The following is a 20,965-nucleotide window of genomic DNA, read 5'->3' on the forward strand; positions in this document are numbered from 1 at the left end:
TGGCTGTGCAGACAACCAACAGACAACTCTACGCCAAGACGGCGCGAAAGTTAAATCCGCCCATGCTAGCGCAGACAGCGGCACGGTGTCACCCTTCACCGTGCCGCGGAGCCCCGCGAATCCCGCTAGACCGCGCCGTAGGCGGGGAAGGTGCCTGCCGCCGTCGTGATCGATTCCGCAGCCGCGACACCATCGAGGACAGCAAGGCGGACGGCGTCTGCTGCCGCGCTTTGCAGGGTAATGAGCGAAACCTGCCTTGCTTGTTCCGAACTGCGGTCAAGCGCGACGGCGCCCGTCGCCAGCGCGAACACAGTGTCGCCGTCGGCGAGGGTATGGGAAGGACTCAGCGCCCGGGCGAGGCCGGCGTGCGCGGCACTCGCGGTGCGCTTGCATTCGGCGGGGTCGAGGACCGCGTTCGTGGCGACGACGACGAGTGTGGTGTTCAGTGCCGGGGGTCCAGCCGGTTCGGAGTTGGCGGATTCCCCCCGCCCGGACGATGCGCCGATAGGCATCCCCAGCGCGTTGACCACTGCGAGCGCACCCACCACCACGCCCCCGTCCAGGGTGATGGACGCGGTCCCCACCCCCCCTTTGAACGCGCCCCGCCCGATCACGGCACCGGTACCGGCACCGACGTTTCCGCGCCCGACGTCGGCGTGCTCGCCCGACGCCGCGGCCGCACCGGCCGCTTCGTATCCCATGGCTTCGTCGGGGCGGGCGGCAAAGTCGCCGCCGCGGCCCAGGTCGAAGATTGCCGCGGCCGGAACGATCGGCACCACTCCCCCGGGCACCGCGAATCCGCGTCCTTGTTCTTCGCACCATCGCTGGGCACCGTGGGCCGTGACCAAACCGAAGGCACTCCCGCCGGTGAGCACGACGGCGTCGACCGTGGGCACCAGAGTGGTGGGGTCGAGCGCGTCCGTCTCGTGCGTGCCCGGCCCGCCGCCGCGTACGTCCACCGAACCCACCGTCCCCGGAGGCGGGAGGACAACGGTCACCCCGCTCAGCCAGCCATCGCCGGTCCGTTGGACATGTCCCACCCGGATTCCAGGCACATCAGTGATCTTGGAAGTCATGTGCCCATTCTGCTCCCCCTCACCCAAGTAGCTCGCAGTTGTTGTCGTTATGAGCCGTCTAAACGACAACAACTGCGAGCCAGTTGGGCACAAGGGGACTGCCCCGGATTTCGTTGACTCTCGGGGTTTAGTGTTGTTAGGCGGCTTTGAGGCCGCTATGCATTGTCTCAAACTCGACCGGCGTTAGCCGTCCGAGGCGCCGCTGACGGCGTTTCCGGTGGTACGTCTTCTCGATCCAGGTCACGATGGCCAGGCGCAGATCCACCCTCGTGGACCATCGCTGGCGGTCCAGAACGTTCTTCTGCAGGAGCGAGAAAAACGATTCCATCGCGGCGTTGTCGGCACACGCGCCGACCCGTCCCATCGATCCTTTCAGCCCGTTGCCCTTCAGCGTCCCCACGAACGCGTTGGAGCGGAATTGGGATCCGCGGTCACTGTGGACCACGGTTCCTACCGGCTCCCTGAGTGCTATCGCGTTGTGGAGGGCCGAGACGGCCAGAGACGCTTTCATCCGGGAATCGATGGAGTAGCCCACGATCCGGTTGGAGTAGACGTCCTTGATGGCGCACAGGTAGAGCTTGCCCTCATCGGTCCGATGCTCGGTGATGTCCGTGAGCCAAAGCTCATCAGGCGCCGTCGCGGTGAAGTCCCGCCTGACGTGGTCGTCATGCACCGGCGGGCCGGCTTTGCGGGTCAGACCGCGCTTCTTGGCGAACACGGACCAGATCTGCTGGCTGCTGCACAGCCGCGCCACCCGGTTCTCCCCGGCGCTGAAACCCTGGTCTTCGAGCTCGTCGGCGATAAACCGGTACCCAAATGCAGGGTCGTCCCGATGGACGTCCACCGCTGCGTTGATCAGGTGCGCATCGGACCAGTCACGCTCCGTGACCGGCGCGGCCTTCCACGCGTAGAACGCCTGTTTAGAGAACCCCAGCACCCGGCAGGCCACCGCGACGGGAATCCCATCCGCGGCAAGGTCAAGGACCAGCGGAAACTTCATTTTGGGGGCAGCTCCCGGGCGAAGAACGCCGCTGCCCGGCGGAGGATCTCGTTCTCCTGCTCAAGCAGCCGGATACGCTTCCTGGCATCCCTGAGCTCCGCGGCTTCCTTCTCCGTCACACCGGGACGGGCGCCCTCCTGGATGTCGGCCTTCTTCAGCCAGTTGTGCAGGGTTGCTTCGGAAATCCCGAAGTCTTTAGCGATCTGGGAGATCGGGGCTTCGTGCTTCCGCGCCACGGCGACCACGTCGCGGCGGAACTCAACGGGGAAAGGCTTGGGCATGTGAACATCCTTGCTGCAAGGAGTAAATCCTCACAAGTCAGGAGTCAATCAAACCCGGGGCAGTCCCAAGCGGTAGTCGTGCCTCGAATGTAAACACGGCCCCACCCGTCACGAAACATCGAGTAAACAAGCGCAAAAGCCTTGTCCAACAATCCCGCGAACTGCCCTTTTTGTGACTTGACAGAGGCTCCCGTGTGGTGAGGTAAATCTAGCCGCCCCCTTGACCCACCAGTCCGAGTCCGGCGCGCCCCGATATCTGCGAACCGTTAGAGACCTCCCATGACAAGACAGCTGACTAGCAGCCCCGCGGCCACCGCGCAGGCTGTCCCGGCCCCTCAGCGCCGCGGACGTTGGTCCGGCCGAACCCGACGCGACTTCTTCGTGTTCCTGGCACTGGCCCTGCCGAACTTGGCGCTGATCGCGGTGTTCACGTATCTGCCCTTGATCAACAACATGTACTACTCGACCCTCGACTGGACCTTGGGCTCCACCTCGGCCACTGTTGTGGGCCTTGACAACTATGTCGCCTTCTTCACCAGCTCCGACGCTCCGCAAGTACTTGGCACCACCCTCGTCTTCACCGCGGTCACCGTCGGCGGTTCCATGGTGCTGGGCCTCTTGGTGGCCCTCGCCTTGAACGCGAAGGTCCGCGGCACCACATTTGCGCGTTCAGCGGTCTTCGCCCCCTACGTCCTCAGCGGCGTGGGTGTCGGCCTCGTGTGGCTGTTCATCTTCGACCCCGGATACGGCGTGCTGTCGTGGATGCTCCGCGGCATCGGCCAGCAAAGCCCGCAGTGGATCAACGATCCACAGCTCTCCCTCGTGATGGTCATCATCGTCTACGTCTGGAAGAACCTCGGCTATTGCGCGGTCGTCTACCTTGCCGGGCTCCAGTCACTCCCGAAGGACGTCATGGAGGCAGCATCCCTTGATGGAGCCAACGGCTTCCGCCGCTTCATGAGCATTTCGGTTCCGCTGCTCTCGCCCACCACGTTCTTCCTCCTGATCACCACGATGATCAGCTCGCTTCAGGCCTTTGACCTGATCCGGATCATGACACCGTTGGGCAACGGCACCAGCACGCTGATCTACGAGGCGTATCTGCAAGCCTTCGGCGCCTACAACCGCGCCGGGTACTCCGCCGCCATCTCGGTGGTGCTCTTCGCCATCCTGCTCATCATCACCGTGCTCCAGTTGCGGTTCGTCGAACGGAAGGTGCACTACTCATGAGCACGCTCTCTCCCGTAAGCCCCAACCCCGCTAGCGGCGTCGGGGCCCTGAAAGCTCCCGACGGCGGTCCGGATCTCCCAGCGCGGCGCGACAAGCCCTTCTCCCGCGCAAACCTGGTCCAGACATTGGCCGGAGGCTACATCCCGCTGATCGTGGCCACGCTCGTGGTCGTCCTGCCGCTGTTGTGGATGGTGCTGAGTTCCTTCAAGCAGCCGGGCGAAATCGTCACCACTGATCTCAAGATCCTGCCGCAAGGCCTGAACCTCGAGAACTACCACACGGCCATGACCACGGTGCCGTTCGCGCGGTTCTTCCTGAACAGCCTCATCGTGACCACGGTCGGCTCCACGGTCAAGGTGATCCTGGCGATCCTGACCGCCTACGCCCTGGTTTTTGTCCGCTTCCCGTTCAAGAACATCATCTTCGTGGTGATCCTCGTGGCCCTGATGGTGCCGCCGCAGGTGTCGATCCTCCCCAACTACATCCTGATCGCTGGGATCGGCGGGAAGAACACCCTGTGGGGGATCATTCTTCCGGGACTCGGCACGGCCTTTGGAACTTTCCTCCTTCGCCAGCATTTCAAGACGCTTCCGGGCTCCATCCTCGAAGCCGCGGAAATCGACGGCGCCGGCCATTGGCGCAGGCTGTGGCAAGTTGTCGTTCCTGTCTCGCTCCCGTCCATCGCCACCGTTGCCCTCGTCACGGTGGTCAGCGAATGGAACGACTACATCTGGCCCCTGATCATCACGGACCGGCCGGAAACCATGACCCTCCCGGTCGGCCTGACCCTGCTTCAGAACTCTGAAGGAAACGGCGCAGGCTGGGGAATCCTGATGGCCGGAGCCGTACTCGTCATCATCCCCATCCTCCTGGTCTTCGCAGCGTTGCAGCGCTACATCGTTGCCGGGCTCACCCAGGGCAGCGTCACAGGCTAGCTACACCGCACCATCCAGCGCGGCCTTCCCCGAACCCGGCCGCACCGTCCAGACACAACCTCACCACCTTTGCATCCTTGAGAGGACCAACCATGGCAATGAACCTTGACCGTAGAAACTTCCTGGGGCTCGCCGGCCTCGGAGTCGGCGCCGCCGCCCTGGCAGCATGCGGCGGTCCGTCGACCAGCGGCAGCGCAGCGAGCAGCAGCCCTTCGGACATCGACTTCGCCGGCGTCAAGCCGGCCGGTTCGTTCGACTTCTGGACCAGCCACCCCGGGCAGTCCCAGGCCGTCGAGCAATCCATCGTCGACAAGTTCCAGGCTAAGTTCCCGGACATCAAAGTGAACCTCGTGACGGCAGGCGCCAACTACGAGGAAATCGCCCAGAAGTTCCAGACCTCCCAGGCCGCCAAGTCGGCCCTCCCCGGCCTCGTAGTACTCTCGGACGTCTGGTGGTTCCGCTACTACACCAACGGCAACATCATCCCGTTGGACGGACTCATCAAGCAGCTGGACGTCAAGATTGACGACTTCCAGAAGTCCCTCGTTGCGGACTACCAATACGCCAACAAGCAGTGGGCGCTCCCCTATGGCCGTTCCACCCCGCTCTTCTACTACAACAAGGACCATTTCAAGGCCGCCGGCCTTCCGGACCGCGCTCCCAAGACGTGGCAGGAGTTCGCCGACTGGGCCCCGAAGCTCCAGGCCAGCTCGGGCGCGAAGTACGCCTACATCTACCCGGCCCTTGCCGGGTACGCCGGCTGGACCCTGCAGAACAACCTGTGGGGCTGGGGCGGCAGCTGGTCCAACGGCTGGACCTTCAACTGCGATTCCCCGGAGTCCGTCGCGGCGCTGCAGTGGGCCCAGGACTCCATCTACAAGGACAAGTGGGCCGGCGTCTCTTCCAAGAACGCCGCGGACGACTTCGCCGCAGGCATCACGTCCACCACGATCTCCTCCACCGGCGACCTGCTGGGCGTGCTGAAGTCCGCCAAGTTCAACGTCGGCGTCGGCTTCCTGCCCGGCGGACCCAAAGCCGCGACCAACGTCTGCCCCACCGGCGGAGCGGGCCTCGGGATCCCCAGCGGGGTCAGCAAGGAGGTCCAGCTCGCAGCTGCCACCTTCCTGAAATTCATGACCGAACCGGAGAACACCGCGGCGTTCTCCGCCGCGACCGGATACATGCCCACGCGCGTCTCCGCGGACATGACGGCTGTCCTCGCCAAGACCCCGCAGATCAAGACGGCCATGGACCAGCTCGCAGTGACCAAGGTGCAGGACAACGCCCGGGTGTTCCTGCCCGGTGCCGACCAGGAGATGGCCAAGGCTGCCGCGAAGATCCTCACCCAGCAAGGCGATGTCAAAGCCACCATGACGGACCTCAAGGCAACACTCGATGGCATCTACACCAAGGACGTGAAGCCCAAGCTCAAGAGCTAGCTAACTCCCCTGATACGCAAAATCCCTGGCGACACCGGAATTCCGGAGTCGCCAGGGATTTTGCGTATCGGTTTCGGGCCCGGACGTCAGGGAATCGGAACGGGCACGACGCCGAGCGGCACCAGCTGCTCCGCGCCGCCGTCGGGCGCGGAAAGCACCCAGATGCCCTTTTCGTGGACGGCGACCGAGTGCTCCCACTGGCACGAACGCTTGCCGTCGGTGGTCACCACGGTCCAGTCGTCGTCGAGGGTTGCTGTTTCAATGCTGCCGCGGACGAGCATGGGTTCAATCGCGAGGCACAGTCCCGGCCTGATCTTCGGACCGCGGTGCGTGGTGCGGTAGTTCAACACGTCAGGGGCCATGTGCATCTCGGAACCGATGCCGTGGCCTACGTAGTCTTCCAGGATGCCCAGCGGCTTTCCCGGCGCGGAGGAGACGTAGTCATCCACGGCGTTGCCGATATCGCCCACGAACTTGCCCTTCGCCAAAGCAGCGATTCCACGCCACATGGCGGCCTGGGTGACATCCGAGAGCCGCTGGTCTTCAGGATCCGCCGTCCCGACTATCACGGTGCGCGCCGAGTCGGAGTGCCAACCGTCCACGATTGCTCCGCCATCAATCGAGATGATGTCCCCGTCCTGGAGGACGCGGTCACCGGGAATGCCGTGGACTACCTCCTCGTTGACGGACGTGCAGATGGTGGCCGGGAAGCCGTGGTAACCGAGGAAATTCGACTTCGCTCCAGCGTCGATGAGGACCGCCGCAAACACAGCGTCGATCTCGCGCGTGGTCACACCTGGTTTCGCAGCTTCAACGGCCGCGTCGAGCGCTCTGCTGAGGACCAATCCGGTCTCGTGCATCTTGCGCATTTGCTCGTTGGTCTTGTATTCGATGCGGGGCTGGCCGAACGCCATGGTCTCCTCTTGTCGTGTACTGCTTGTAGTGGGCTGCAGAAGCAGATCACCCTCTGATCCCCTATTTTCCCGCATCCGCGCCCGTGCCGGAAACCGGAGCCGCAAACATGCCGGAGGCCTCACGATGCGCGGTCCGGGAGGGGTGCAGAAAAGGGCGTGTCCCGCATCCGGAGTATTTCACTCCGGATGCGGGACACGCCCTTTTCACGAGTCATGCGGCAACTAGACCGCCTTGGCAGCCTCGATGGCCAGCAACACACGGTCCGTGACCTCGTCGATGCCGCCAATGCCATCAACTCGGGTCAGGATGCCGCGTTCGGCATACTTGGCCACGACGGCCTCGGTCTGCTCGTGGTAAAGGTCCAGGCGGTGGCGGATGACACCTTCGTTGTCATCCGAGCGCCCGGTCTCCTTGGCGCGGCCCAGCAAGCGTGAAACAAGTTCCTCGTCGTCGGCCGTCAGCTGAAGCACGACGTCGAGCTTCTCTTCGGTGTCGGCGAGGATCTGGTCCAGGTATTCCACCTGGGCGGTGGTGCGCGGGTACCCGTCGAGCAGGAACCCGTTCTCGACGTCGCTCTCGCTCAGCCGGTCGCGGACCATCTTGTTGGTGACGCTGTCCGGAACGAAATCGCCGGCGTCCATGTACTTCTTGGCTTCGATACCCAGCGGGGTTTCGCCCTTGACGTTTGCACGGAAGATGTCGCCGGTGGAAATGGCGACTACGCCCAAGCGCCCGGAAATCCGCTCGGCTTGGGTTCCCTTGCCCGAACCCGGGGGTCCAATGATCAGCATTCTCGTCATCGCAAAAGCCCTTCGTAGTGACGTTGTTGTAGCTGCGCATCAATCTGCTTGACGGTTTCCAGGCCCACACCAACCATGATCAGAATTGACGTGCCACCGAACGGGAAGTTCTGGTTGGCGCTGATCAGGACAAGTGCGACCAGCGGAATCAACGCCACGAAGCCCAGGTAGAAGGCTCCGGGGAGGGTGATCCTGGAAAGCACGTACTGCAGGTAGTCCGCGGTCGGTTTACCCGCCCGGATGCCCGGAATGAACCCGCCGTACTTCTTCATGTTGTCCGAGACCTCTTCAGGGTTGAAGGTGATCGCGACGTAGAAGTAGGTGAAGAACACAATCATGACGAAGTACAGCGCCATGTAGATGGGGTGGTCGCCCTTGGTGAGGTTGTTGTTGATCCACTCAACCCACGGGGCAATGGTCTCCCCGGCCTTCGGCTGGTTGAACTGCGCAATCAGCCCCGGCAGGTAGAGCATGGAGGAAGCGAAGATGACGGGCACGACGCCGGCCATGTTCACCTTGACGGGGATGTACGTGCTTGTCCCGCCGACAGTGCGCCGGCCGATCATACGCTTCGCGTACTGGACCGGAATGCGCCGCTGTGACTGCTCCACGAAGACCACGAGGGCCACGGTCACGAGACCGATCGCCAACACCGTGAAGAAGGTGCCCGGTCCCTTGGAATTCCAGATGGCCCCAAGGGAGGTCGGGAAACCGGCTGCGATGGACGTGAAGATGAGCAGGGACATACCGTTGCCCACGCCCTTCTCGGTCACAAGTTCGCCCATCCACATGATGAGTCCCGTACCAGCCGTCAAGGTGATGACCACAAGAATCGTGGCAATGATGCTCGTGTCCGGGATGATCGGGAGCTGGCAGTTGGGCAGCAGCTGCCCGGAGCGAGCCAGCGATACCAAAGTGGTGGCGTTCAGCAGGCCCAGCGCAATGGTCAGATAACGCGTGTACTGCGTCAGCTTCGACTGGCCGGAGGCACCTTCGTCATACAGCTGCTGGAACCGCGGAATGACCACGCGGAGCAGCTGCACGATGATGCTGGCCGTGATGTACGGCATGATCCCCAGGGCAAAGATCGAAACCTGCAGCAGTGCACCACCGCTGAACAGGTTGACGAGCTGGTAGAGGCCGCCCTGGTCCTGATTGCTTGACAAACATTGCTGAACATTTTGGTAGCTCACACCAGGCGAGGGGATAAAAGCTCCCAAGCGGAAGATTGTGATGATTCCCAGCGTGAACAACAACTTGCGTCGCAGATCAGGCGTCCGAAATGCCCGGCCGAATGCGCTTAGCAAGCGTCCTCCTGAGTTAAAAGTCCAAGGGTGTCGAAAGGGGTCATTGAAACCCAACACCCGAGTCTAACGGTTTGATGCGCGATGCGAACAATCGAGGGGTGCGCGCCATATGAAAAAACTCCCGGCGCGAGGGGCCGAAGCCCTCCACACCGGGAGTCTTTCACAGCGGGCGATAGCCCCAGAGCCCTTAGAGGGCAGTGGTGGTTCCGCCTGCTGCTGCGATCTTCTCAGCAGCGCTGGAGGAGAAAGCGTGGGCGGTGACGTCAACCTTGACGGTGATGTCGCCGGTGCCCAGCACCTTGACGGGCTGGTTCTTGCGAACGGCACCCTTCTCAACCAGTGCCTCGACGGTGACAGCGCCACCTTCCGGGAACAGCTCGTTGAGCTTGTCCAGGTTCACAACCTGGAACTCAACCCGGAACGGGTTCTTGAAGCCGCGAAGCTTCGGCAGGCGCATGTGCAGCGGCAGCTGGCCGCCGGCAAAGCCAGCCTTGACCTGGTAGCGGGCCTTCGTACCCTTGGTACCGCGACCGGCGGTCTTACCCTTGGAGCCTTCACCACGACCAACACGGGTCTTGGCAGTCTTGGCACCGGGGGCGGGACGCAGGTGGTGGACCTTCAGAGTGTTCTGCTTGTCGGCAGCCTCTGCGGCAGTCTTGTTCTCAGCCATTACTTCGCCTCCTCTACATTCACGAGGTGCGGAACCGTGTTGAGCATTCCGACAGTCACGGCGTCGGCGCTGCGGACAACGGTGTGTCCGATGCGCTTGAGGCCGAGGGACCGCAGGGTTTCACGCTGGTTCTGCTTGGCGCCGATGACGCCCTTGATCTGGGTGATCTCCAACTGAGCGTCGGAGGGAGTCAGGTTCTTAGCCATGACTAGACACCTGCCTTCTGGTTCTGGAGTGCGCGCACCAGAGCAGCAGGAGCAACCTCGTCCAGCGGCAGGCCACGGCGGGCTGCCACGGAAGCGGGCTCTTCCAGTCGCTTCAGGGCGTCAACAGTCGCGTGAACGATGTTGATGGCGTTCGAGGAACCGAGCGACTTGGAGAGAACGTCGTGGATACCGACGCATTCCAGTACCGCGCGGACCGGACCACCGGCGATAACACCGGTACCCGGGGAAGCCGGACGCAGCATGACAACGCCTGCTGCGGCCTCACCCTGCACGCGGTGCGGGATGGTGTTGCCAACGCGGGGAACGCGGAAGAAGGACTTCTTAGCCTCTTCAACGCCCTTCGCGATAGCTGCCGGAACTTCCTTCGCCTTGCCGTAGCCAACGCCAACCAGGCCGTTGCCGTCACCGACGACGACGAGTGCGGTGAAGCTGAAGCGACGACCACCCTTGACGACCTTGGCAACACGGTTGATGGTTACAACGCGCTCTACGAACTGGCTCTTCTCGGCCTCGCGACCGCCGTCGCGGCCACCACGGCCACCACGGTCGCCGCGGCCCTGGCCACGGTCACCACGCTCGCCACGACGGCCGCCGCGGCGGTCGTCGGTGGCAGCAGCAGTCTCAGTTGCCTCAGCAGCTGCAGCTTCAGTCACCTGAATGTCCTTTTCGTTATTCTCAACGGTCACAGTGCCAGCCCACCTTCACGTGCGCCGTCAGCGACGGCGGCGATCCGGCCGTGGTACTTGTTACCACCGCGGTCGAAGACAACAGCTTCGATGCCTGCAGCCTTGGCACGCCCGGCAACGAGCTCGCCGACGCGCTTGGCCTTGGCAGTCTTGTCGCCGTCGAATGCACGAAGGTCAGCTTCCAAAGTGGAAGCGTAAGCCACGGTTACACCCTTGCTGTCATCGACAACCTGGACGAAGATGTGGCGTGCGGAGCGGTTGACGACCAGACGAGGACGAACAGCCGTGCCGGTGATGCGCTTGCGGATACGAAGCTGGCGACGGCTGCGTGCAGCAGACTTGCTCTTGTTCGTACGCTTCTTGTTAATTGCGATGGCCATGGTTTACTTACCAGCCTTTCCGACCTTGCGGCGGATAACTTCGCCGGCGTAACGGACACCCTTGCCCTTGTAGGGGTCGGGCTTGCGCAGCTTGCGAATGTTGGCAGCAACCTCGCCGACCTGCTGCTTTGAGATACCAGCGACGGAGAGCTTGGTCGGCCCCTCCACCGTGAAGGTGATGCCTTCCGGAGCGGAGACATTGACCGGGTGGCTGAAGCCGAGAGCGAACTCAAGGTCAGAACCCTTGGCCTGAACGCGGTAACCGGTACCAACGATTTCAAGCTTCTTTTCGTAGCCCTTGGTGACGCCCTCGATCATGTTGGCGATCAGGGTACGGGTCAGGCCGTGCAGGGAACGCGAAGCGCGCTCGTCGTTCGGGCGGGTGACAGTCAAGGTGCTTTCGTCCAGGGTGACCTCGATCGGGCTGGCTACAGTGTGGCTCAGCTCGCCTTTGGTGCCCTTGACGTTGATGACAGAGCCATCAACCTTAACTTCAACGCCGGCAGGAACGGTGATGGGGAGACGTCCAATACGTGACATTATTCTCTTCCTTTCCCGTTACCAGACGTACGCGAGGACTTCGCCGCCCACGCCCTTCTTGCCGGCCTGCTTGTCAGTCAGGAGGCCGGAAGAGGTGGACAGGATTGCGATACCCAGGCCACCCAGAACGTGAGGCAGGTTGGTGGACTTCGCGTAAACGCGGAGACCAGGCTTGGAAATGCGGCGGACACCAGCAATCGAACGCTCGCGGTTCGGACCGAACTTGAGGTCGATGGTCAGCTTCTTGCCGACTTCGGCTTCCTCTTCCTTCCAAGCAGCGATGTAGCCTTCTGCCTTCAGGATGTCGGCAACGCGTGCCTTGAGCTTGCTGTACGGCATGCTCACGGTGTCGTGGTATGCCGAGTTGGCGTTGCGCAGACGCGTAAGCATGTCTGCGACAGGATCTGTCATAGTCATTGTGGGCTCTTGCCCTTCCTCGTAATGGTTTCCGCGTGGGCTACAAAGCAGCCGCGGCCGGACCTACTACGTAGTTATTAGTCTTCGGATTTGAACGGGAAGCCAAGTGCCTTGAGCAGCGCACGGCCTTCGTCATCGGTCTTTGCAGTGGTGACAACCGTGATGTCCATACCGCGAACGCGGTCGATGGAGTCCTGGTCGATTTCGTGGAACATAACCTGCTCGGTCAGACCGAAGGTGTAGTTGCCGTTGCCGTCGAACTGCTTGCCGTTGAGGCCGCGGAAGTCGCGGATACGGGGCAGTGCGAGGGTGACGAGGCGGTCCACGAACTCCCACATACGGTCCCCACGCAGAGTTGCGTGTGCACCGATGGGCATGCCTTCGCGCAGCTTGAACTGTGCAATCGACTTGCGGGCCTTGGTTACCTGCGGCTTCTGGCCGGTGATCAGGGTGAGGTCGCGGACGGCGCCGTCGATCAGCTTGGAGTCCTTGGCGGCATCTCCAACACCCATGTTCACAACAACCTTCACCAGGCGGGGAACCTGGTTCACGTTCTCGTACTTGAATTCCTCAACCAGGGTCTGCTTGATGGAATCGGCGTACTTCGTCTTCAGACGCGGAACGATCTTCGCTGGAGTCTCGAGAGTCTCAGTCATTAGATGTCCTTCCCGGATGCCTTGGACACGCGGACACGGACGGTCTTGGAGACGCCGTCCTTCTCCACGGTCTCGAGACGGAAACCAACGCGGGTCGGCTTCTTGGTCGAGGGGTCAACAAGAGCAACGTTGGAGACGTGGATCGGGGCCTCAACGACCTCGATGCCACCGGTCTTGGTGCCGCGCTGCGACTGACCGACCTTGGTGTGCTTGGTGACTCGGTTGATGCCTTCTACGAGGAGGCGGTTGGCCTCCGGGTAAACGCGCAAGACCTTGCCCTGCTTGCCGCGGTCGCCGCCGCGCTCCTGCTTGGCTCCGGTGATGACCTGAACGAGGTCACCCTTCTTGATTTTAGCCATGGACTAAAGCACCTCCGGGGCCAGGGAGACGATCTTCATGAACTTCTTGTCACGGAGTTCACGACCAACCGGGCCGAAGATACGGGTACCGCGGGGGTCGCCGTCGTTCTTCAGAATCACAGCTGCGTTCTCGTCAAACTTGATGTAGGAACCATCCGCACGGCGGCGTTCCTTCTTGGTACGAACGATGACAGCCTTGACGACGTCACCCTTCTTTACGTTGCCGCCCGGGATAGCGTCCTTGACGGTTGCGACAATGACGTCGCCAATGCCTGCGTAGCGACGGCCGGATCCACCGAGAACGCGAATGGTAAGGATTTCCTTAGCACCCGTGTTGTCGGCGACCTTCAGTCGCGACTCCTGCTGAATCAATTTTTACTCCTTGCGTCGCGCCGGTTCTCAGACCGAAATGGAGCATACGGAATGAGCCTTGCGGAACGGTTGATCGGGGTGTCTCTTGACCTGCCTGGATTTTGCCAGAGCAGGCCTAAACTCCCGTGCCGCCAGCATCAGCTTCCCTTGCGGAAATAACTGCGCGGGGCAGTATGCCGCGGCACGATTGTTTACGAGGTGGTTGTTGACGCACAACTGGCGCCATACAAACTCAATATCCTAGCACGTTTCATGCTAGGGACCGAAACGCGGAAAGACCCGCATTCCTTCCGGAATACGGGCCTTCCACCAATCCATATCGCTGCCGGACAAAGCCCGGCGCGGGATTACTTAGCCTTTTCGAGGATCTCGACCAGGCGCCACCGCTTTGTAGCGGACAGCGGGCGGGTCTCAGAGATCAGAACGAGGTCGCCGATGCCGGCGGTGTTCTGCTCGTCGTGAGCCTTGATCTTCGAGGTGCGGCGAATGACCTTGCCGTACAGAGCGTGCTTCACGCGGTCTTCGACCTGAACAACGATGGTCTTTTCCATCTTGTCAGAGACAACGTAGCCGCGACGCGTCTTACGGTAACCGCGCTGTTCAGCGCTGGCTGCTGCTTCCGTCACAGTTTCCTTCTGTTCGCTCACTTGGCGTCCTCTCCAGCCTCGGCTTCGGCCTTTTCAGCCTTGGCTTCTGCCTTCTTGGACTTCTTTTCTTCCTTGGCTTCCACAACCGGTGCGGCAACCTCGGCACGAATGCCCAGCTCGCGCTCACGGAGAACGGTGTAGATGCGTGCGATGTCCTTCTTTACCGCGCGCAGACGACCGTGGTTCTCCAGCTGTCCGGTGGCGGACTGGAAACGCAGGTTGAACAGCTCTTCCTTGGACTTGCGGAGTTCTTCAACGAGACGCTCGTTGTCGAAACCGTCCAGCTGTGCGGGTGCGAGATCCTTCGACCCTACTGCCATTTCTATTCACCACCTTCGCGACGCACAATGCGTGCCTTCAACGGCAGCTTGTGGATTGCCAGGCGCAGTGCCTCGCGAGCTACCTCTTCATTGACACCGGCGAGCTCGAAGAGAACGCGGCCCGGCTTGACGTTTGCGACCCACCATTCCGGAGAACCCTTACCGGAACCCATGCGGGTTTCGGCCGGCTTCTTCGTCAGCGGACGGTCCGGATAGATGTTGATCCAGACCTTGCCGCCACGCTTGATGTGGCGGGTCATCGCGATACGGGCAGACTCGATCTGACGGTTCGTGACGTAGGCCGGGCTCAGCGCCTGGATGCCGTACTCACCGAAAGTGACCTTGGTGCCGCCCGTTGCAGCGCCGGAACGACCCGGGTGGTGCTGCTTACGGTGCTTGACTCGACGTGGGATAAGCATTTAAGCCTGTCCTCCTTCTGCTGCGGGAGCAGCAGCTTCAGCTGCCGGAGCCTCTGCAGCAACAGGTGCTGCGTCAGCTGCCGGACGGTCGGTACGACGACGGCGGTCACCACGGTCGGCGCCACCCGGGCGGCCCGGGCGGTCGCTCGGACCACGGCCGCGGGACGGAGCAGCAGCTGCCTGCTGAGCCAGTTCCTTGGCAGTGACGTCGCCCTTGTAGATCCAAACCTTCACGCCGATGCGGCCGAAGGTGGTCTTGGCTTCGTAGAAGCCGTAGTCGATGTTCGCACGCAGGGTGTGCAGCGGCACACGGCCTTCGCGGTAGAACTCCGAGCGGGACATTTCTGCGCCACCCAGTCGACCGGAGCAAGCAATACGGATACCCTTGGCACCCGCACGCTGCGCGGACTGCATGGCCTTCTTCATCGCACGGCGGAAAGCCACGCGGGAAGTCAGCTGCTCAGCAACGCCCTGGGCAACAAGCTGGGCTTCCATCTCGGGGTTCTTGACCTCGAGGATGTTCAGCTGGACCTGCTTGCCGGTGAGCTTTTCGAGCTCGCCGCGAATGCGGTCCGCCTCTGCGCCGCGGCGGCCGATGACGATGCCCGGGCGAGCCGTGTGGATGTCCACGCGGACACGGTCACGGGTGCGCTCGATTTCGACCTTGGCGATGCCAGCGCGCTCCATGCCCGTGGACATGAGCTGGCGGATGCGGATGTCTTCGCGAACGAAGTCCTTGTACCGCTGGCCAGCCTTGGTGCTGTCAGCAAACCAGTGCGATACGTGATCGGTGGTGATGCCGAGTCGGAACCCGTGCGGGTTTACTTTCTGTCCCACTTAGCGAGCCTCCTCTTTCTCCGGGGTAGCGACTACCACGGTGATGTGGCTCGTGCGCTTCTTGATCTGAAATGCGCGACCCTGAGCACGCGGCTGGAACCGCTTCATGGTCGGGCCTTCATCAACAAACGCTTCGCTGATGTAGAGGTCTCCTTCGTCAAAGGCAACGCCGTCGCGGTCCGCGAGGACCCGTGCGTTTGCCATTGCCGACTGAACTACCTTGAATACCGGCTCCGAAGCTGCCTGTTCGGCGAACTTCAGAATTGCCAGAGCCTCATTCGCTTGCTTACCACGAACAAGGTTGACGACGCGCCGGGCCTTCATAGGCGTTACGCGGATGTGACGCGCAATAGCCTTGGCTTCCATTGCTTTCCTTCTCTCGTCTTAGCCGTAGAGCGAGCGCCTAGCGGCGCTTGCCCTTACGGTCGTCCTTGACATGGCCGCGGAATGTCCGCGTGGGAGCGAATTCGCCGAGCTTGTGCCCGACCATCGACTCAGTGACAAACACCGGAATGTGCTTGCGTCCATCGTGAACGGCAATCGTGTGACCCAGCATGTCCGGGACGATCATCGAACGGCGGGACCAGGTCTTGATGACGTTCTTGGTGCCCTTTTCGTTTTCCCTGGCGACCTTCACAAAGAGGTGCTGGTCTACGAAAGGACCTTTTTTCAGGCTGCGTGGCATGTGTCCAGGCTCCTATCGCTTGTTCTTGCCAGTACGGCGGCGACGAACAATAAGCTTGTCGCTCTCTTTGTTGGGGCGGCGGGTGCGGCCTTCACGCTTACCGTTCGGGTTGACCGGGTGACGTCCACCGGAAGTCTTACCTTCACCACCACCGTGCGGGTGATCGACCGGGTTCATGGCGACACCACGGACGGTCGGGCGAACGCCCTTCCAGCGCATACGGCCGGCCTTGCCCCAGTTGATGTTCGACTGCTCGGCGTTGCCGACCTCGCCGACGGTTGCGCGGCAGCGCACGTCAACGTTGCGGATTTCACCGGAGGGCAGACGCAGCTGGGCGAAACGGCCTTCCTTGGCGACGAGCTGAACCGAGGCACCTGCAGAACGGGCCATCTTGGCGCCGCCACCCGGACGCAGTTCAACTGCGTGGATGGTGGTACCAACCGGGATGTTGCGCAGCGGCAGGTTGTTGCCCGGCTTGATGTCAGCGTCGGGGCCAGCCTCGACGAAGTCACCCTGGGACAGCTTGTTCGGGGCGATGATGTAACGCTTGGTGCCATCAACGTAGTGCAGGAGGGCGATGCGAGCCGTGCGGTTCGGATCGTACTCGATTTCGGCAACGCGGGCGTTGATGCCGTCTTTGTCGTGGCGACGGAAGTCGATCAGACGGTACTGGCGCTTGTGGCCACCACCCTTGTGACGGGTAGTGATCTTACCGGTGTTGTTACGGCCGCCAGTCTTGTGCAGCGGACGCAGCAACGACTTTTCCGGAGTCGATCGCGTGATTTCGGAGAAGTCGGCTACGCTCGAGCCGCGACGGCCCGGGGTAGTCGGCTTGTATTTACGGATTCCCATAATTCATTTCCTCGTTAAAGTGGTCTCCGCTACGCGAGCGGACCGCCGAAGATGTCGATTGTGCCTTCTTTGAGGGTGACAATTGCACGCTTGGTGCTCTTGCGCTGTCCCCAGCCGAATTTGGTCCGCTTGCGCTTACCGGCACGGTTGATGGTGTTGATCGATTCGACCTTGACGGAGAAAATCTTCTCCACGGCCAGCTTGATCTCGGTCTTGTTCGAGCGGGGGTCCACCAGGAAGGTGTACTTGCCCTCGTCGATCAGGCCGTAGCTTTTTTCCGAAACGACGGGTGCAATGACGACGTCGCGCGGGTCTTTGATGGTGGCTGCACTCACTTGGCATCCTCCTCGTTCTTTGCCTTGTCAGCGATGAAAGCCTCGAACGCAGCCTTGGTGAAGACAACGTCGTCGGAAACCAGCACGTCGTAGGTGTTCAGCTGGTCTGCGTACAGAACGTGAACATCTGCGAGGTTGCGCACGGACAGTGCGGCAACGTCGTTGGCGCGCTCGATAACAACGAGCAGGTTCCGACGCTCGGAGACTGCACGCAACGCGGCGAGTGCTGCCTTGGAGGACGGCTTGGTGCCGGCGACCAGTTCAGAAACGACGTGGATGCGGCCGTTACGGGCGCGGTCGGACAGGGCGCCACGCAGTGCGGCAGCCTTCATCTTCTTGGGGGTCCGCTGGCTGTAGTCACGCGGCGTCGGGCCGTGGACGATGCCACCACCGGTCATGTGGGGAGCACGGATGGAACCCTGACGGGCGCGGCCGGTGCCCTTCTGCTTGAACGGCTTGCGGCCTGCACCGGAAACTTCGGCGCGGGTCTTGGTCTTGTGGGTACCCTGGCGAGCAGCAGCGAGCTGTGCGACGACGACCTGGTGCAGCAGCGGCACGTTGGTCTGGACGTCGAAGATCTCTGCAGGCAGGTCTACCTTGACAGTGCTAGTCATCTAACTAGGCTCCCTTCACGGCGGTGCGTACGAGGACGACCTGGCCGCGGGCGCCGGGGACGGCACCCTTGATAAGGAGCAGCGACTTCTCGGCGTCAACAGCGTGAACCGTGAGGTTCAGCGTGGTGTGACGTTCTGCGCCCATGCGACCGGCCATTTTCAGACCCTTGAAGACGCGGCTCGGGGTGGATGCGCCACCGATGGAACCGGGCTTGCGGTGGTTCTTGTGCGCACCGTGGGAGGCTCCAACACCGTGGAAGCCGTGACGCTTCATAACACCGGCGAAGCCCTTACCCTTGCTGGTGCCGACGACGTCGATCTTCTGACCGGCTTCGAAGAGCTCAACAGAAAGCTCCTGGCCCAGTTCGTAAGACGCGGCGTCTGCAGTGCGCAGTTCGACGACGTGGCGGCGAGGAGTTACGCCAGCCTTTTCAAAGTGACCAGCCAGCGGCTTGGTGACCTTGCGGGGATCGATCTGGCCGTAGCCGATCTGAACGGCGACATAGCCATCAGTGTCTGCGTTGCGCAGCTGGGTGATGACGTTGGAGTCAGCCTGGACGACAGTTACCGGGATGAGCTTGTTGTTCTCGTCCCAGACCTGGGTCATGCCGAGCTTCGTGCCCAGCAGGCCCTTTACATTACGGGTTGCGGTCATAGTTTTCTCAGCACCTCCCTACAGCTTGATTTCGATGTTCACGTCGGCCGGCAGGTCGAGACGCATAAGCGAGTCAACAGCCTTCGGCGTGGGGTCGATGATGTCGATCAGACGCTTGTGAGTACGCATTTCAAAGTGCTCGCGGCTGTCCTTGTACTTGTGGGGAGAGCGGATAACGCAGTACACGTTCTTCTCCGTCGGCAGCGGCACGGGGCCCACTACCGTTGCGCCTGCGCGCGTGACCGTCTCAACGATCTTCCGCGCTGAAACATCAATGACCTCGTGGTCATATGACTTCAGCCGGATGCGGATTTTTTGTCCCGCCATGTCGCCTGACTCTCTTTCAGTCTGTGCTGCCCTCGAATAAGGGCTGCCCTGTTCACTTACGTGTTGCATGTGGCTGCCGAAGCATTCGAAGCAGTGCTACCACCCGCCGCACAAGCTGAATCCGGAGGGATCCGGGTTCCTCAACTTGCCGGTGTAACCGACCCCCGCGGTCGGGCGTGTCGCGCATTCCACGCAAAATCGTCCGAATTCCTTGGGGGATCTGGGTTATGTTTGGGCTTCAGCTTGGACCCTGACACCCGGCATTATCCGGATCGGGACACGAAGAAGCGCTTGAACAACTCACCTAGTATGCCGGAATTCCCCGGCATAAGCCAATTGGGCCCCCGCGGAGCATTGCCATCGGCTCCCGTGCTCGGGATGATTGGGTCATGACTGTCCAGGATTCTGCCACTGTGGGGGATCTTGCAGGCCGCATCCGGCCGGATTTCGTCTTAGGTGTCGCCGCTGCTGCTTTCCAGATCGAGGGCTCGCTCACAGCGGACGGACGCGGACCGTCAAGTTGGGACGCCTTTGCCGAGAAGCCCGGCGCCATCGTCGACGGTCACTCACCCGCCGTCGCCTGCGACCATTACAACCGGGCGGACGAAGACATTGCCCTCATGCAGGCCCTGGGCGTGGATTCCTACCGCTTCTCCCTCTCCTGGCCACGGATCCAACCCGGCGGCAAGGGACCCATCAACCAACAGGGCCTGGACTTCTACGACCGCCTGATCGACAAGCTCCTGAAGGCCGGGATCTCCCCCATGGTGACGCTGTTCCATTGGGACACTCCCCTGCCGTTGGAGCACGACGGCGGCTGGCTGAACCGGGCGACGGCGGAACGGTTCGCCGAATACTCTGCTGCGGCGGCGCACCGCTTCGGTGACCGCGTGGCGCAATGGGTCACCCTGAACGAACCTGTCTCGGTCGCGTTGCAGGGATATGCGCTCGGTGTCCACGCTCCCGGGAGGCGGCTGCTCTTCGACGCCTTGCCGGCTGCCCACCACCAGTTGCTCGGACACGGCCTCGCCGTCCAGGCCCTGCGCGCCGCCGGCGTGGCGGGATCTGTCGGCGTCGCCAACGTCCACTCTCCGGTCCGGCCAGCAAGCAAACGGCTTGCCGACGGTCTCATGGCCAAGGCCTTCGACCTCATCTTCAACCGGGTGTACGCCGATCCCATCCTCCTGGGGCGCTATCCGAAGCCGCCGCTCCAGGTGAGGCCCTGGTTCAGGGCCTTGGGCAAGGTCCGCGACGAGGATCTCAAGACCATCCACCAGCCCTTGGATTTCTATGGCCTGAACTACTACTACCCCGTCAAGGTAGCCTCGGGCCGCGGCGATGGAAGCCCGCCCGGCAGTAACTCGGACATGATGGCCAAGCTGCCGTTCCATCTGGCGGCGTTTCCCGAATACGAGACGACAGGATTCGGTTGGCCTGTGGCTCCCGAACACCTCGGAATCCTGCTGCGGGAGCTGAAGGACCGCTATGGGGCAGCCTTGCCTCCCCTGTTCATCACGGAGAGCGGCGCGAGCTTCCCGGAACCGGACCACATCCCGGGCCCGGTGCACGACGCCGATCGCATTAGCTACCTTGCTTCGCACCTTGGCCAGGCTTTGAGGGCCACGGCCCCCGGCGGGATCGCCCACGACGTCGAACTTCTGGGCTACTACGTCTGGACACTGCTGGACAACTTCGAATGGGCTGCCGGATATTCGCAACGATTCGGGCTGGTGCACGTGGACTTCGATACCCTCGAAAGAACCCCCAAGGACTCGTACTACTGGTACCAGTCCTTGAGCAAGGCGCGACGGAGCTGATTCACGTCCCTTTTGTGGACCGAACGTGTTAAATCAGTCTTTCCTGTTCGCCCGATTGATGCGCTTGGCGCGATCGATCTCGCGGCGGAAGTATTTCCTTCCCCACAGGACCCCGGCTACCACGACAACCGCCAAGACGAGAAAAATCAACGTTCCCATTCCGCGTT

General features: G+C 62.0%; 30 protein-coding genes. 4 read left to right on the top strand and 26 right to left on the bottom strand.

The genetic code is table 11. The annotated features are described in order from the left end of the window. Nucleotides 1-125: 125 nt before the first annotated feature. Both OIT41_RS15295 and OIT41_RS15300 read right to left on the bottom strand, forming a co-directional pair. Entirely contained in the window at nt 126-1,076 is a 951-nt protein-coding gene (locus tag OIT41_RS15295) for a P1 family peptidase (RefSeq protein ID WP_264636743.1), read from the bottom strand. A 136-nt stretch (nt 1,077-1,212) separates the two neighbouring features. Continuing rightward, nucleotides 1,213-2,357 (bottom strand): IS3 family transposase gene (locus tag OIT41_RS15300; protein WP_264636635.1). Its coding sequence is split into 2 segments (ribosomal slippage): nt 1,213-2,084 and nt 2,084-2,357, totalling 1,146 coding nucleotides; the frame shifts between segments, so codons are not numbered across the junction. 279 nt (nt 2,358-2,636) lie between these two features. Here OIT41_RS15300 and OIT41_RS15305 point away from each other — a divergent pair. The 3 genes from OIT41_RS15305 to OIT41_RS15315 all read left to right on the top strand — a co-directional run bounded on the left by OIT41_RS15305 (nt 2,637) and on the right by OIT41_RS15315 (nt 5,961). Then, nucleotides 2,637-3,587, top strand: coding sequence for a carbohydrate ABC transporter permease (locus OIT41_RS15305; protein ID WP_264636744.1), 951 nt, complete (start codon nt 2,637-2,639; stop codon nt 3,585-3,587). Continuing rightward, on the top strand, nt 3,584-4,522 hold the full coding sequence (locus OIT41_RS15310; RefSeq protein WP_078108101.1) for a carbohydrate ABC transporter permease: 939 nt from the start codon (nt 3,584-3,586) through the stop codon (nt 4,520-4,522). The genes OIT41_RS15305 and OIT41_RS15310 overlap by 4 nt, the downstream gene beginning before the upstream one ends. 92 nt (nt 4,523-4,614) lie before the next feature. Beyond that, complete coding sequence (locus OIT41_RS15315; RefSeq protein ID WP_264636745.1) at nt 4,615-5,961, top strand: ABC transporter substrate-binding protein; 1,347 nt, start codon at nt 4,615-4,617, stop codon at nt 5,959-5,961. An 86-nt stretch (nt 5,962-6,047) separates the two neighbouring features. Here the strand turns inward: OIT41_RS15315 and map are convergent, their stop codons facing one another. From map to rpsJ, 23 genes are all read right to left on the bottom strand, one after another. Then, nucleotides 6,048-6,875 carry a type I methionyl aminopeptidase gene (gene map, locus OIT41_RS15320; protein WP_264636746.1) on the bottom strand — a complete coding sequence of 276 codons (828 nt, stop codon included), beginning with the start codon at nt 6,873-6,875 and terminating at the stop codon, nt 6,048-6,050. Nucleotides 6,876-7,097: 222 nt separating this feature from the next. Continuing rightward, nucleotides 7,098-7,667 carry an adenylate kinase gene (locus tag OIT41_RS15325; protein ID WP_264637975.1) on the bottom strand — a complete coding sequence of 190 codons (570 nt, stop codon included), beginning with the start codon at nt 7,665-7,667 and terminating at the stop codon, nt 7,098-7,100. A 5-nt stretch (nt 7,668-7,672) separates the two neighbouring features. After that, nucleotides 7,673-8,983, bottom strand: coding sequence for a preprotein translocase subunit SecY (gene secY, locus OIT41_RS15330; RefSeq protein ID WP_241707095.1), 1,311 nt, complete (start codon nt 8,981-8,983; stop codon nt 7,673-7,675). Between the two features lie 187 nt (nt 8,984-9,170). Further along, a complete protein-coding gene (rplO, locus tag OIT41_RS15335) occupies nt 9,171-9,653 on the bottom strand; it encodes a 50S ribosomal protein L15 (RefSeq protein ID WP_078108096.1) in 483 nt (160 codons plus the stop codon). Then, the gene (gene rpmD, locus OIT41_RS15340) at nt 9,653-9,859 is read right to left on the bottom strand and encodes a 50S ribosomal protein L30 (RefSeq protein WP_078108095.1); all 207 of its coding nucleotides are present in this window, start codon (nt 9,857-9,859) and stop codon (nt 9,653-9,655) included. The genes rplO and rpmD overlap by 1 nt, the downstream gene beginning before the upstream one ends. Nucleotides 9,860-9,861: 2 nt before the next feature. After that, nucleotides 9,862-10,533 (bottom strand): 30S ribosomal protein S5, encoded by a 672-nt coding sequence (gene rpsE / locus OIT41_RS15345; protein ID WP_171983517.1) that lies wholly within the window; start codon nt 10,531-10,533, stop codon nt 9,862-9,864. A 29-nt stretch (nt 10,534-10,562) separates the two neighbouring features. Then, nucleotides 10,563-10,946 (bottom strand): 50S ribosomal protein L18, encoded by a 384-nt coding sequence (rplR, locus tag OIT41_RS15350; RefSeq protein ID WP_059387369.1) that lies wholly within the window; start codon nt 10,944-10,946, stop codon nt 10,563-10,565. Nucleotides 10,947-10,949: 3 nt separating this feature from the next. After that, nucleotides 10,950-11,486, bottom strand: a complete 537-nt coding sequence (gene rplF / locus OIT41_RS15355; protein ID WP_059387368.1) for a 50S ribosomal protein L6 — start codon at nt 11,484-11,486, stop codon at nt 10,950-10,952. 18 nt (nt 11,487-11,504) lie between these two features. Then, entirely contained in the window at nt 11,505-11,903 is a 399-nt protein-coding gene (gene rpsH / locus OIT41_RS15360) for a 30S ribosomal protein S8 (RefSeq protein ID WP_028265096.1), read from the bottom strand. 77 nt (nt 11,904-11,980) lie between these two features. Continuing rightward, entirely contained in the window at nt 11,981-12,559 is a 579-nt protein-coding gene (gene rplE, locus OIT41_RS15365; RefSeq protein WP_059387367.1) for a 50S ribosomal protein L5, read from the bottom strand. After that, nucleotides 12,559-12,918 carry a 50S ribosomal protein L24 gene (rplX, locus tag OIT41_RS15370; protein ID WP_078108092.1) on the bottom strand — a complete coding sequence of 120 codons (360 nt, stop codon included), beginning with the start codon at nt 12,916-12,918 and terminating at the stop codon, nt 12,559-12,561. The genes rplE and rplX overlap by 1 nt, the downstream gene beginning before the upstream one ends. Nucleotides 12,919-12,921: 3 nt before the next feature. Beyond that, complete coding sequence (gene rplN / locus OIT41_RS15375; RefSeq protein ID WP_003803789.1) at nt 12,922-13,290, bottom strand: 50S ribosomal protein L14; 369 nt, start codon at nt 13,288-13,290, stop codon at nt 12,922-12,924. A gap of 347 nt (nt 13,291-13,637) precedes the next feature. Continuing rightward, complete coding sequence (rpsQ, locus tag OIT41_RS15380; RefSeq protein WP_059387365.1) at nt 13,638-13,937, bottom strand: 30S ribosomal protein S17; 300 nt, start codon at nt 13,935-13,937, stop codon at nt 13,638-13,640. Continuing rightward, nucleotides 13,934-14,257 (bottom strand): 50S ribosomal protein L29, encoded by a 324-nt coding sequence (gene rpmC, locus OIT41_RS20895; protein ID WP_059387364.1) that lies wholly within the window; start codon nt 14,255-14,257, stop codon nt 13,934-13,936. The genes rpsQ and rpmC overlap by 4 nt, the downstream gene beginning before the upstream one ends. A gap of 2 nt (nt 14,258-14,259) precedes the next feature. Then, nucleotides 14,260-14,676: a 50S ribosomal protein L16 gene (gene rplP / locus OIT41_RS15390; RefSeq protein ID WP_028265101.1), complete on the bottom strand. Its 417-nt coding sequence runs from the start codon at nt 14,674-14,676 to the stop codon at nt 14,260-14,262. Further along, nucleotides 14,677-15,513, bottom strand: coding sequence for a 30S ribosomal protein S3 (gene rpsC / locus OIT41_RS15395; protein WP_028265102.1), 837 nt, complete (start codon nt 15,511-15,513; stop codon nt 14,677-14,679). Then, nucleotides 15,514-15,879 (bottom strand): 50S ribosomal protein L22, encoded by a 366-nt coding sequence (rplV, locus tag OIT41_RS15400; protein WP_028265103.1) that lies wholly within the window; start codon nt 15,877-15,879, stop codon nt 15,514-15,516. A gap of 37 nt (nt 15,880-15,916) precedes the next feature. Then, on the bottom strand, nt 15,917-16,198 hold the full coding sequence (gene rpsS / locus OIT41_RS15405; RefSeq protein ID WP_018773666.1) for a 30S ribosomal protein S19: 282 nt from the start codon (nt 16,196-16,198) through the stop codon (nt 15,917-15,919). Nucleotides 16,199-16,210: 12 nt separating this feature from the next. Next, nucleotides 16,211-17,050 carry a 50S ribosomal protein L2 gene (gene rplB / locus OIT41_RS15410; RefSeq protein ID WP_264636747.1) on the bottom strand — a complete coding sequence of 280 codons (840 nt, stop codon included), beginning with the start codon at nt 17,048-17,050 and terminating at the stop codon, nt 16,211-16,213. 29 nt (nt 17,051-17,079) lie between these two features. After that, nucleotides 17,080-17,385, bottom strand: coding sequence for a 50S ribosomal protein L23 (gene rplW, locus OIT41_RS15415; protein WP_059387362.1), 306 nt, complete (start codon nt 17,383-17,385; stop codon nt 17,080-17,082). Then, nucleotides 17,382-17,999 (bottom strand): 50S ribosomal protein L4, encoded by a 618-nt coding sequence (gene rplD, locus OIT41_RS15420; RefSeq protein ID WP_059387361.1) that lies wholly within the window; start codon nt 17,997-17,999, stop codon nt 17,382-17,384. Before rplD ends, rplW begins: the two co-directional genes overlap by 4 nt. 4 nt (nt 18,000-18,003) lie before the next feature. Further along, nucleotides 18,004-18,654, bottom strand: coding sequence for a 50S ribosomal protein L3 (rplC, locus tag OIT41_RS15425; RefSeq protein ID WP_078108091.1), 651 nt, complete (start codon nt 18,652-18,654; stop codon nt 18,004-18,006). An 18-nt stretch (nt 18,655-18,672) separates the two neighbouring features. Beyond that, the gene (gene rpsJ / locus OIT41_RS15430) at nt 18,673-18,981 is read right to left on the bottom strand and encodes a 30S ribosomal protein S10 (protein ID WP_003803825.1); all 309 of its coding nucleotides are present in this window, start codon (nt 18,979-18,981) and stop codon (nt 18,673-18,675) included. 389 nt (nt 18,982-19,370) lie between these two features. Here rpsJ and OIT41_RS15435 point away from each other — a divergent pair, with 389 nt between their 5' ends. Then, a complete protein-coding gene (locus tag OIT41_RS15435) occupies nt 19,371-20,798 on the top strand; it encodes a GH1 family beta-glucosidase (RefSeq protein WP_264636748.1) in 1,428 nt (475 codons plus the stop codon). A gap of 33 nt (nt 20,799-20,831) precedes the next feature. On the opposite strand, the gene OIT41_RS15440 is transcribed toward OIT41_RS15435, so the two are convergent. Then, a complete protein-coding gene (locus tag OIT41_RS15440) occupies nt 20,832-20,957 on the bottom strand; it encodes a hypothetical protein (protein ID WP_264636749.1) in 126 nt (41 codons plus the stop codon). Between the last annotated feature and the right edge of the window lie 8 nt (nt 20,958-20,965).

The sequence above is a fragment of the Arthrobacter sp. YA7-1 genome (assembly GCF_025960325.1).
GTDB classification, from domain to species: domain Bacteria; phylum Actinomycetota; class Actinomycetes; order Actinomycetales; family Micrococcaceae; genus Arthrobacter; species Arthrobacter bambusae_A.

What these genes read in the sequence shown, in the direction of transcription:
- OIT41_RS15295 (WP_264636743.1), bottom strand. Translation starts at nt 1,076, where the DNA reads ATGACTTCCAAGATCACTGATGTGCCTGGAATCCGGGTGGGACATGTC.
- OIT41_RS15305 (WP_264636744.1), top strand. Translation starts at nt 2,637, where the DNA reads ATGACAAGACAGCTGACTAGCAGCCCCGCGGCCACCGCGCAGGCTGTC.
- OIT41_RS15310 (WP_078108101.1), top strand. Translation starts at nt 3,584, where the DNA reads ATGAGCACGCTCTCTCCCGTAAGCCCCAACCCCGCTAGCGGCGTCGGG.
- OIT41_RS15315 (WP_264636745.1), top strand. Translation starts at nt 4,615, where the DNA reads ATGGCAATGAACCTTGACCGTAGAAACTTCCTGGGGCTCGCCGGCCTC.
- map (WP_264636746.1), bottom strand. Translation starts at nt 6,875, where the DNA reads ATGGCGTTCGGCCAGCCCCGCATCGAATACAAGACCAACGAGCAAATG.
- OIT41_RS15325 (WP_264637975.1), bottom strand. Translation starts at nt 7,667, where the DNA reads ATGCTGATCATTGGACCCCCGGGTTCGGGCAAGGGAACCCAAGCCGAG.
- rplO (WP_078108096.1), bottom strand. Translation starts at nt 9,653, where the DNA reads ATGGCTGAGAACAAGACTGCCGCAGAGGCTGCCGACAAGCAGAACACT.
- rpmD (WP_078108095.1), bottom strand. Translation starts at nt 9,859, where the DNA reads ATGGCTAAGAACCTGACTCCCTCCGACGCTCAGTTGGAGATCACCCAG.
- rplR (WP_059387369.1), bottom strand. Translation starts at nt 10,946, where the DNA reads ATGGCCATCGCAATTAACAAGAAGCGTACGAACAAGAGCAAGTCTGCT.
- rplF (WP_059387368.1), bottom strand. Translation starts at nt 11,486, where the DNA reads ATGTCACGTATTGGACGTCTCCCCATCACCGTTCCTGCCGGCGTTGAA.
- rpsH (WP_028265096.1), bottom strand. Translation starts at nt 11,903, where the DNA reads ATGACTATGACAGATCCTGTCGCAGACATGCTTACGCGTCTGCGCAAC.
- rplE (WP_059387367.1), bottom strand. Translation starts at nt 12,559, where the DNA reads ATGACTGAGACTCTCGAGACTCCAGCGAAGATCGTTCCGCGTCTGAAG.
- rplX (WP_078108092.1), bottom strand. Translation starts at nt 12,918, where the DNA reads ATGGCTAAAATCAAGAAGGGTGACCTCGTTCAGGTCATCACCGGAGCC.
- rpmC (WP_059387364.1), bottom strand. Translation starts at nt 14,257, where the DNA reads ATGGCAGTAGGGTCGAAGGATCTCGCACCCGCACAGCTGGACGGTTTC.
- rplP (WP_028265101.1), bottom strand. Translation starts at nt 14,676, where the DNA reads ATGCTTATCCCACGTCGAGTCAAGCACCGTAAGCAGCACCACCCGGGT.
- rplV (WP_028265103.1), bottom strand. Translation starts at nt 15,879, where the DNA reads ATGGAAGCCAAGGCTATTGCGCGTCACATCCGCGTAACGCCTATGAAG.
- rpsS (WP_018773666.1), bottom strand. Translation starts at nt 16,198, where the DNA reads ATGCCACGCAGCCTGAAAAAAGGTCCTTTCGTAGACCAGCACCTCTTT.
- rplB (WP_264636747.1), bottom strand. Translation starts at nt 17,050, where the DNA reads ATGGGAATCCGTAAATACAAGCCGACTACCCCGGGCCGTCGCGGCTCG.
- rplD (WP_059387361.1), bottom strand. Translation starts at nt 17,999, where the DNA reads ATGACTAGCACTGTCAAGGTAGACCTGCCTGCAGAGATCTTCGACGTC.
- rplC (WP_078108091.1), bottom strand. Translation starts at nt 18,654, where the DNA reads ATGACCGCAACCCGTAATGTAAAGGGCCTGCTGGGCACGAAGCTCGGC.
- rpsJ (WP_003803825.1), bottom strand. Translation starts at nt 18,981, where the DNA reads ATGGCGGGACAAAAAATCCGCATCCGGCTGAAGTCATATGACCACGAG.
- OIT41_RS15435 (WP_264636748.1), top strand. Translation starts at nt 19,371, where the DNA reads ATGACTGTCCAGGATTCTGCCACTGTGGGGGATCTTGCAGGCCGCATC.
- OIT41_RS15440 (WP_264636749.1), bottom strand. Translation starts at nt 20,957, where the DNA reads ATGGGAACGTTGATTTTTCTCGTCTTGGCGGTTGTCGTGGTAGCCGGG.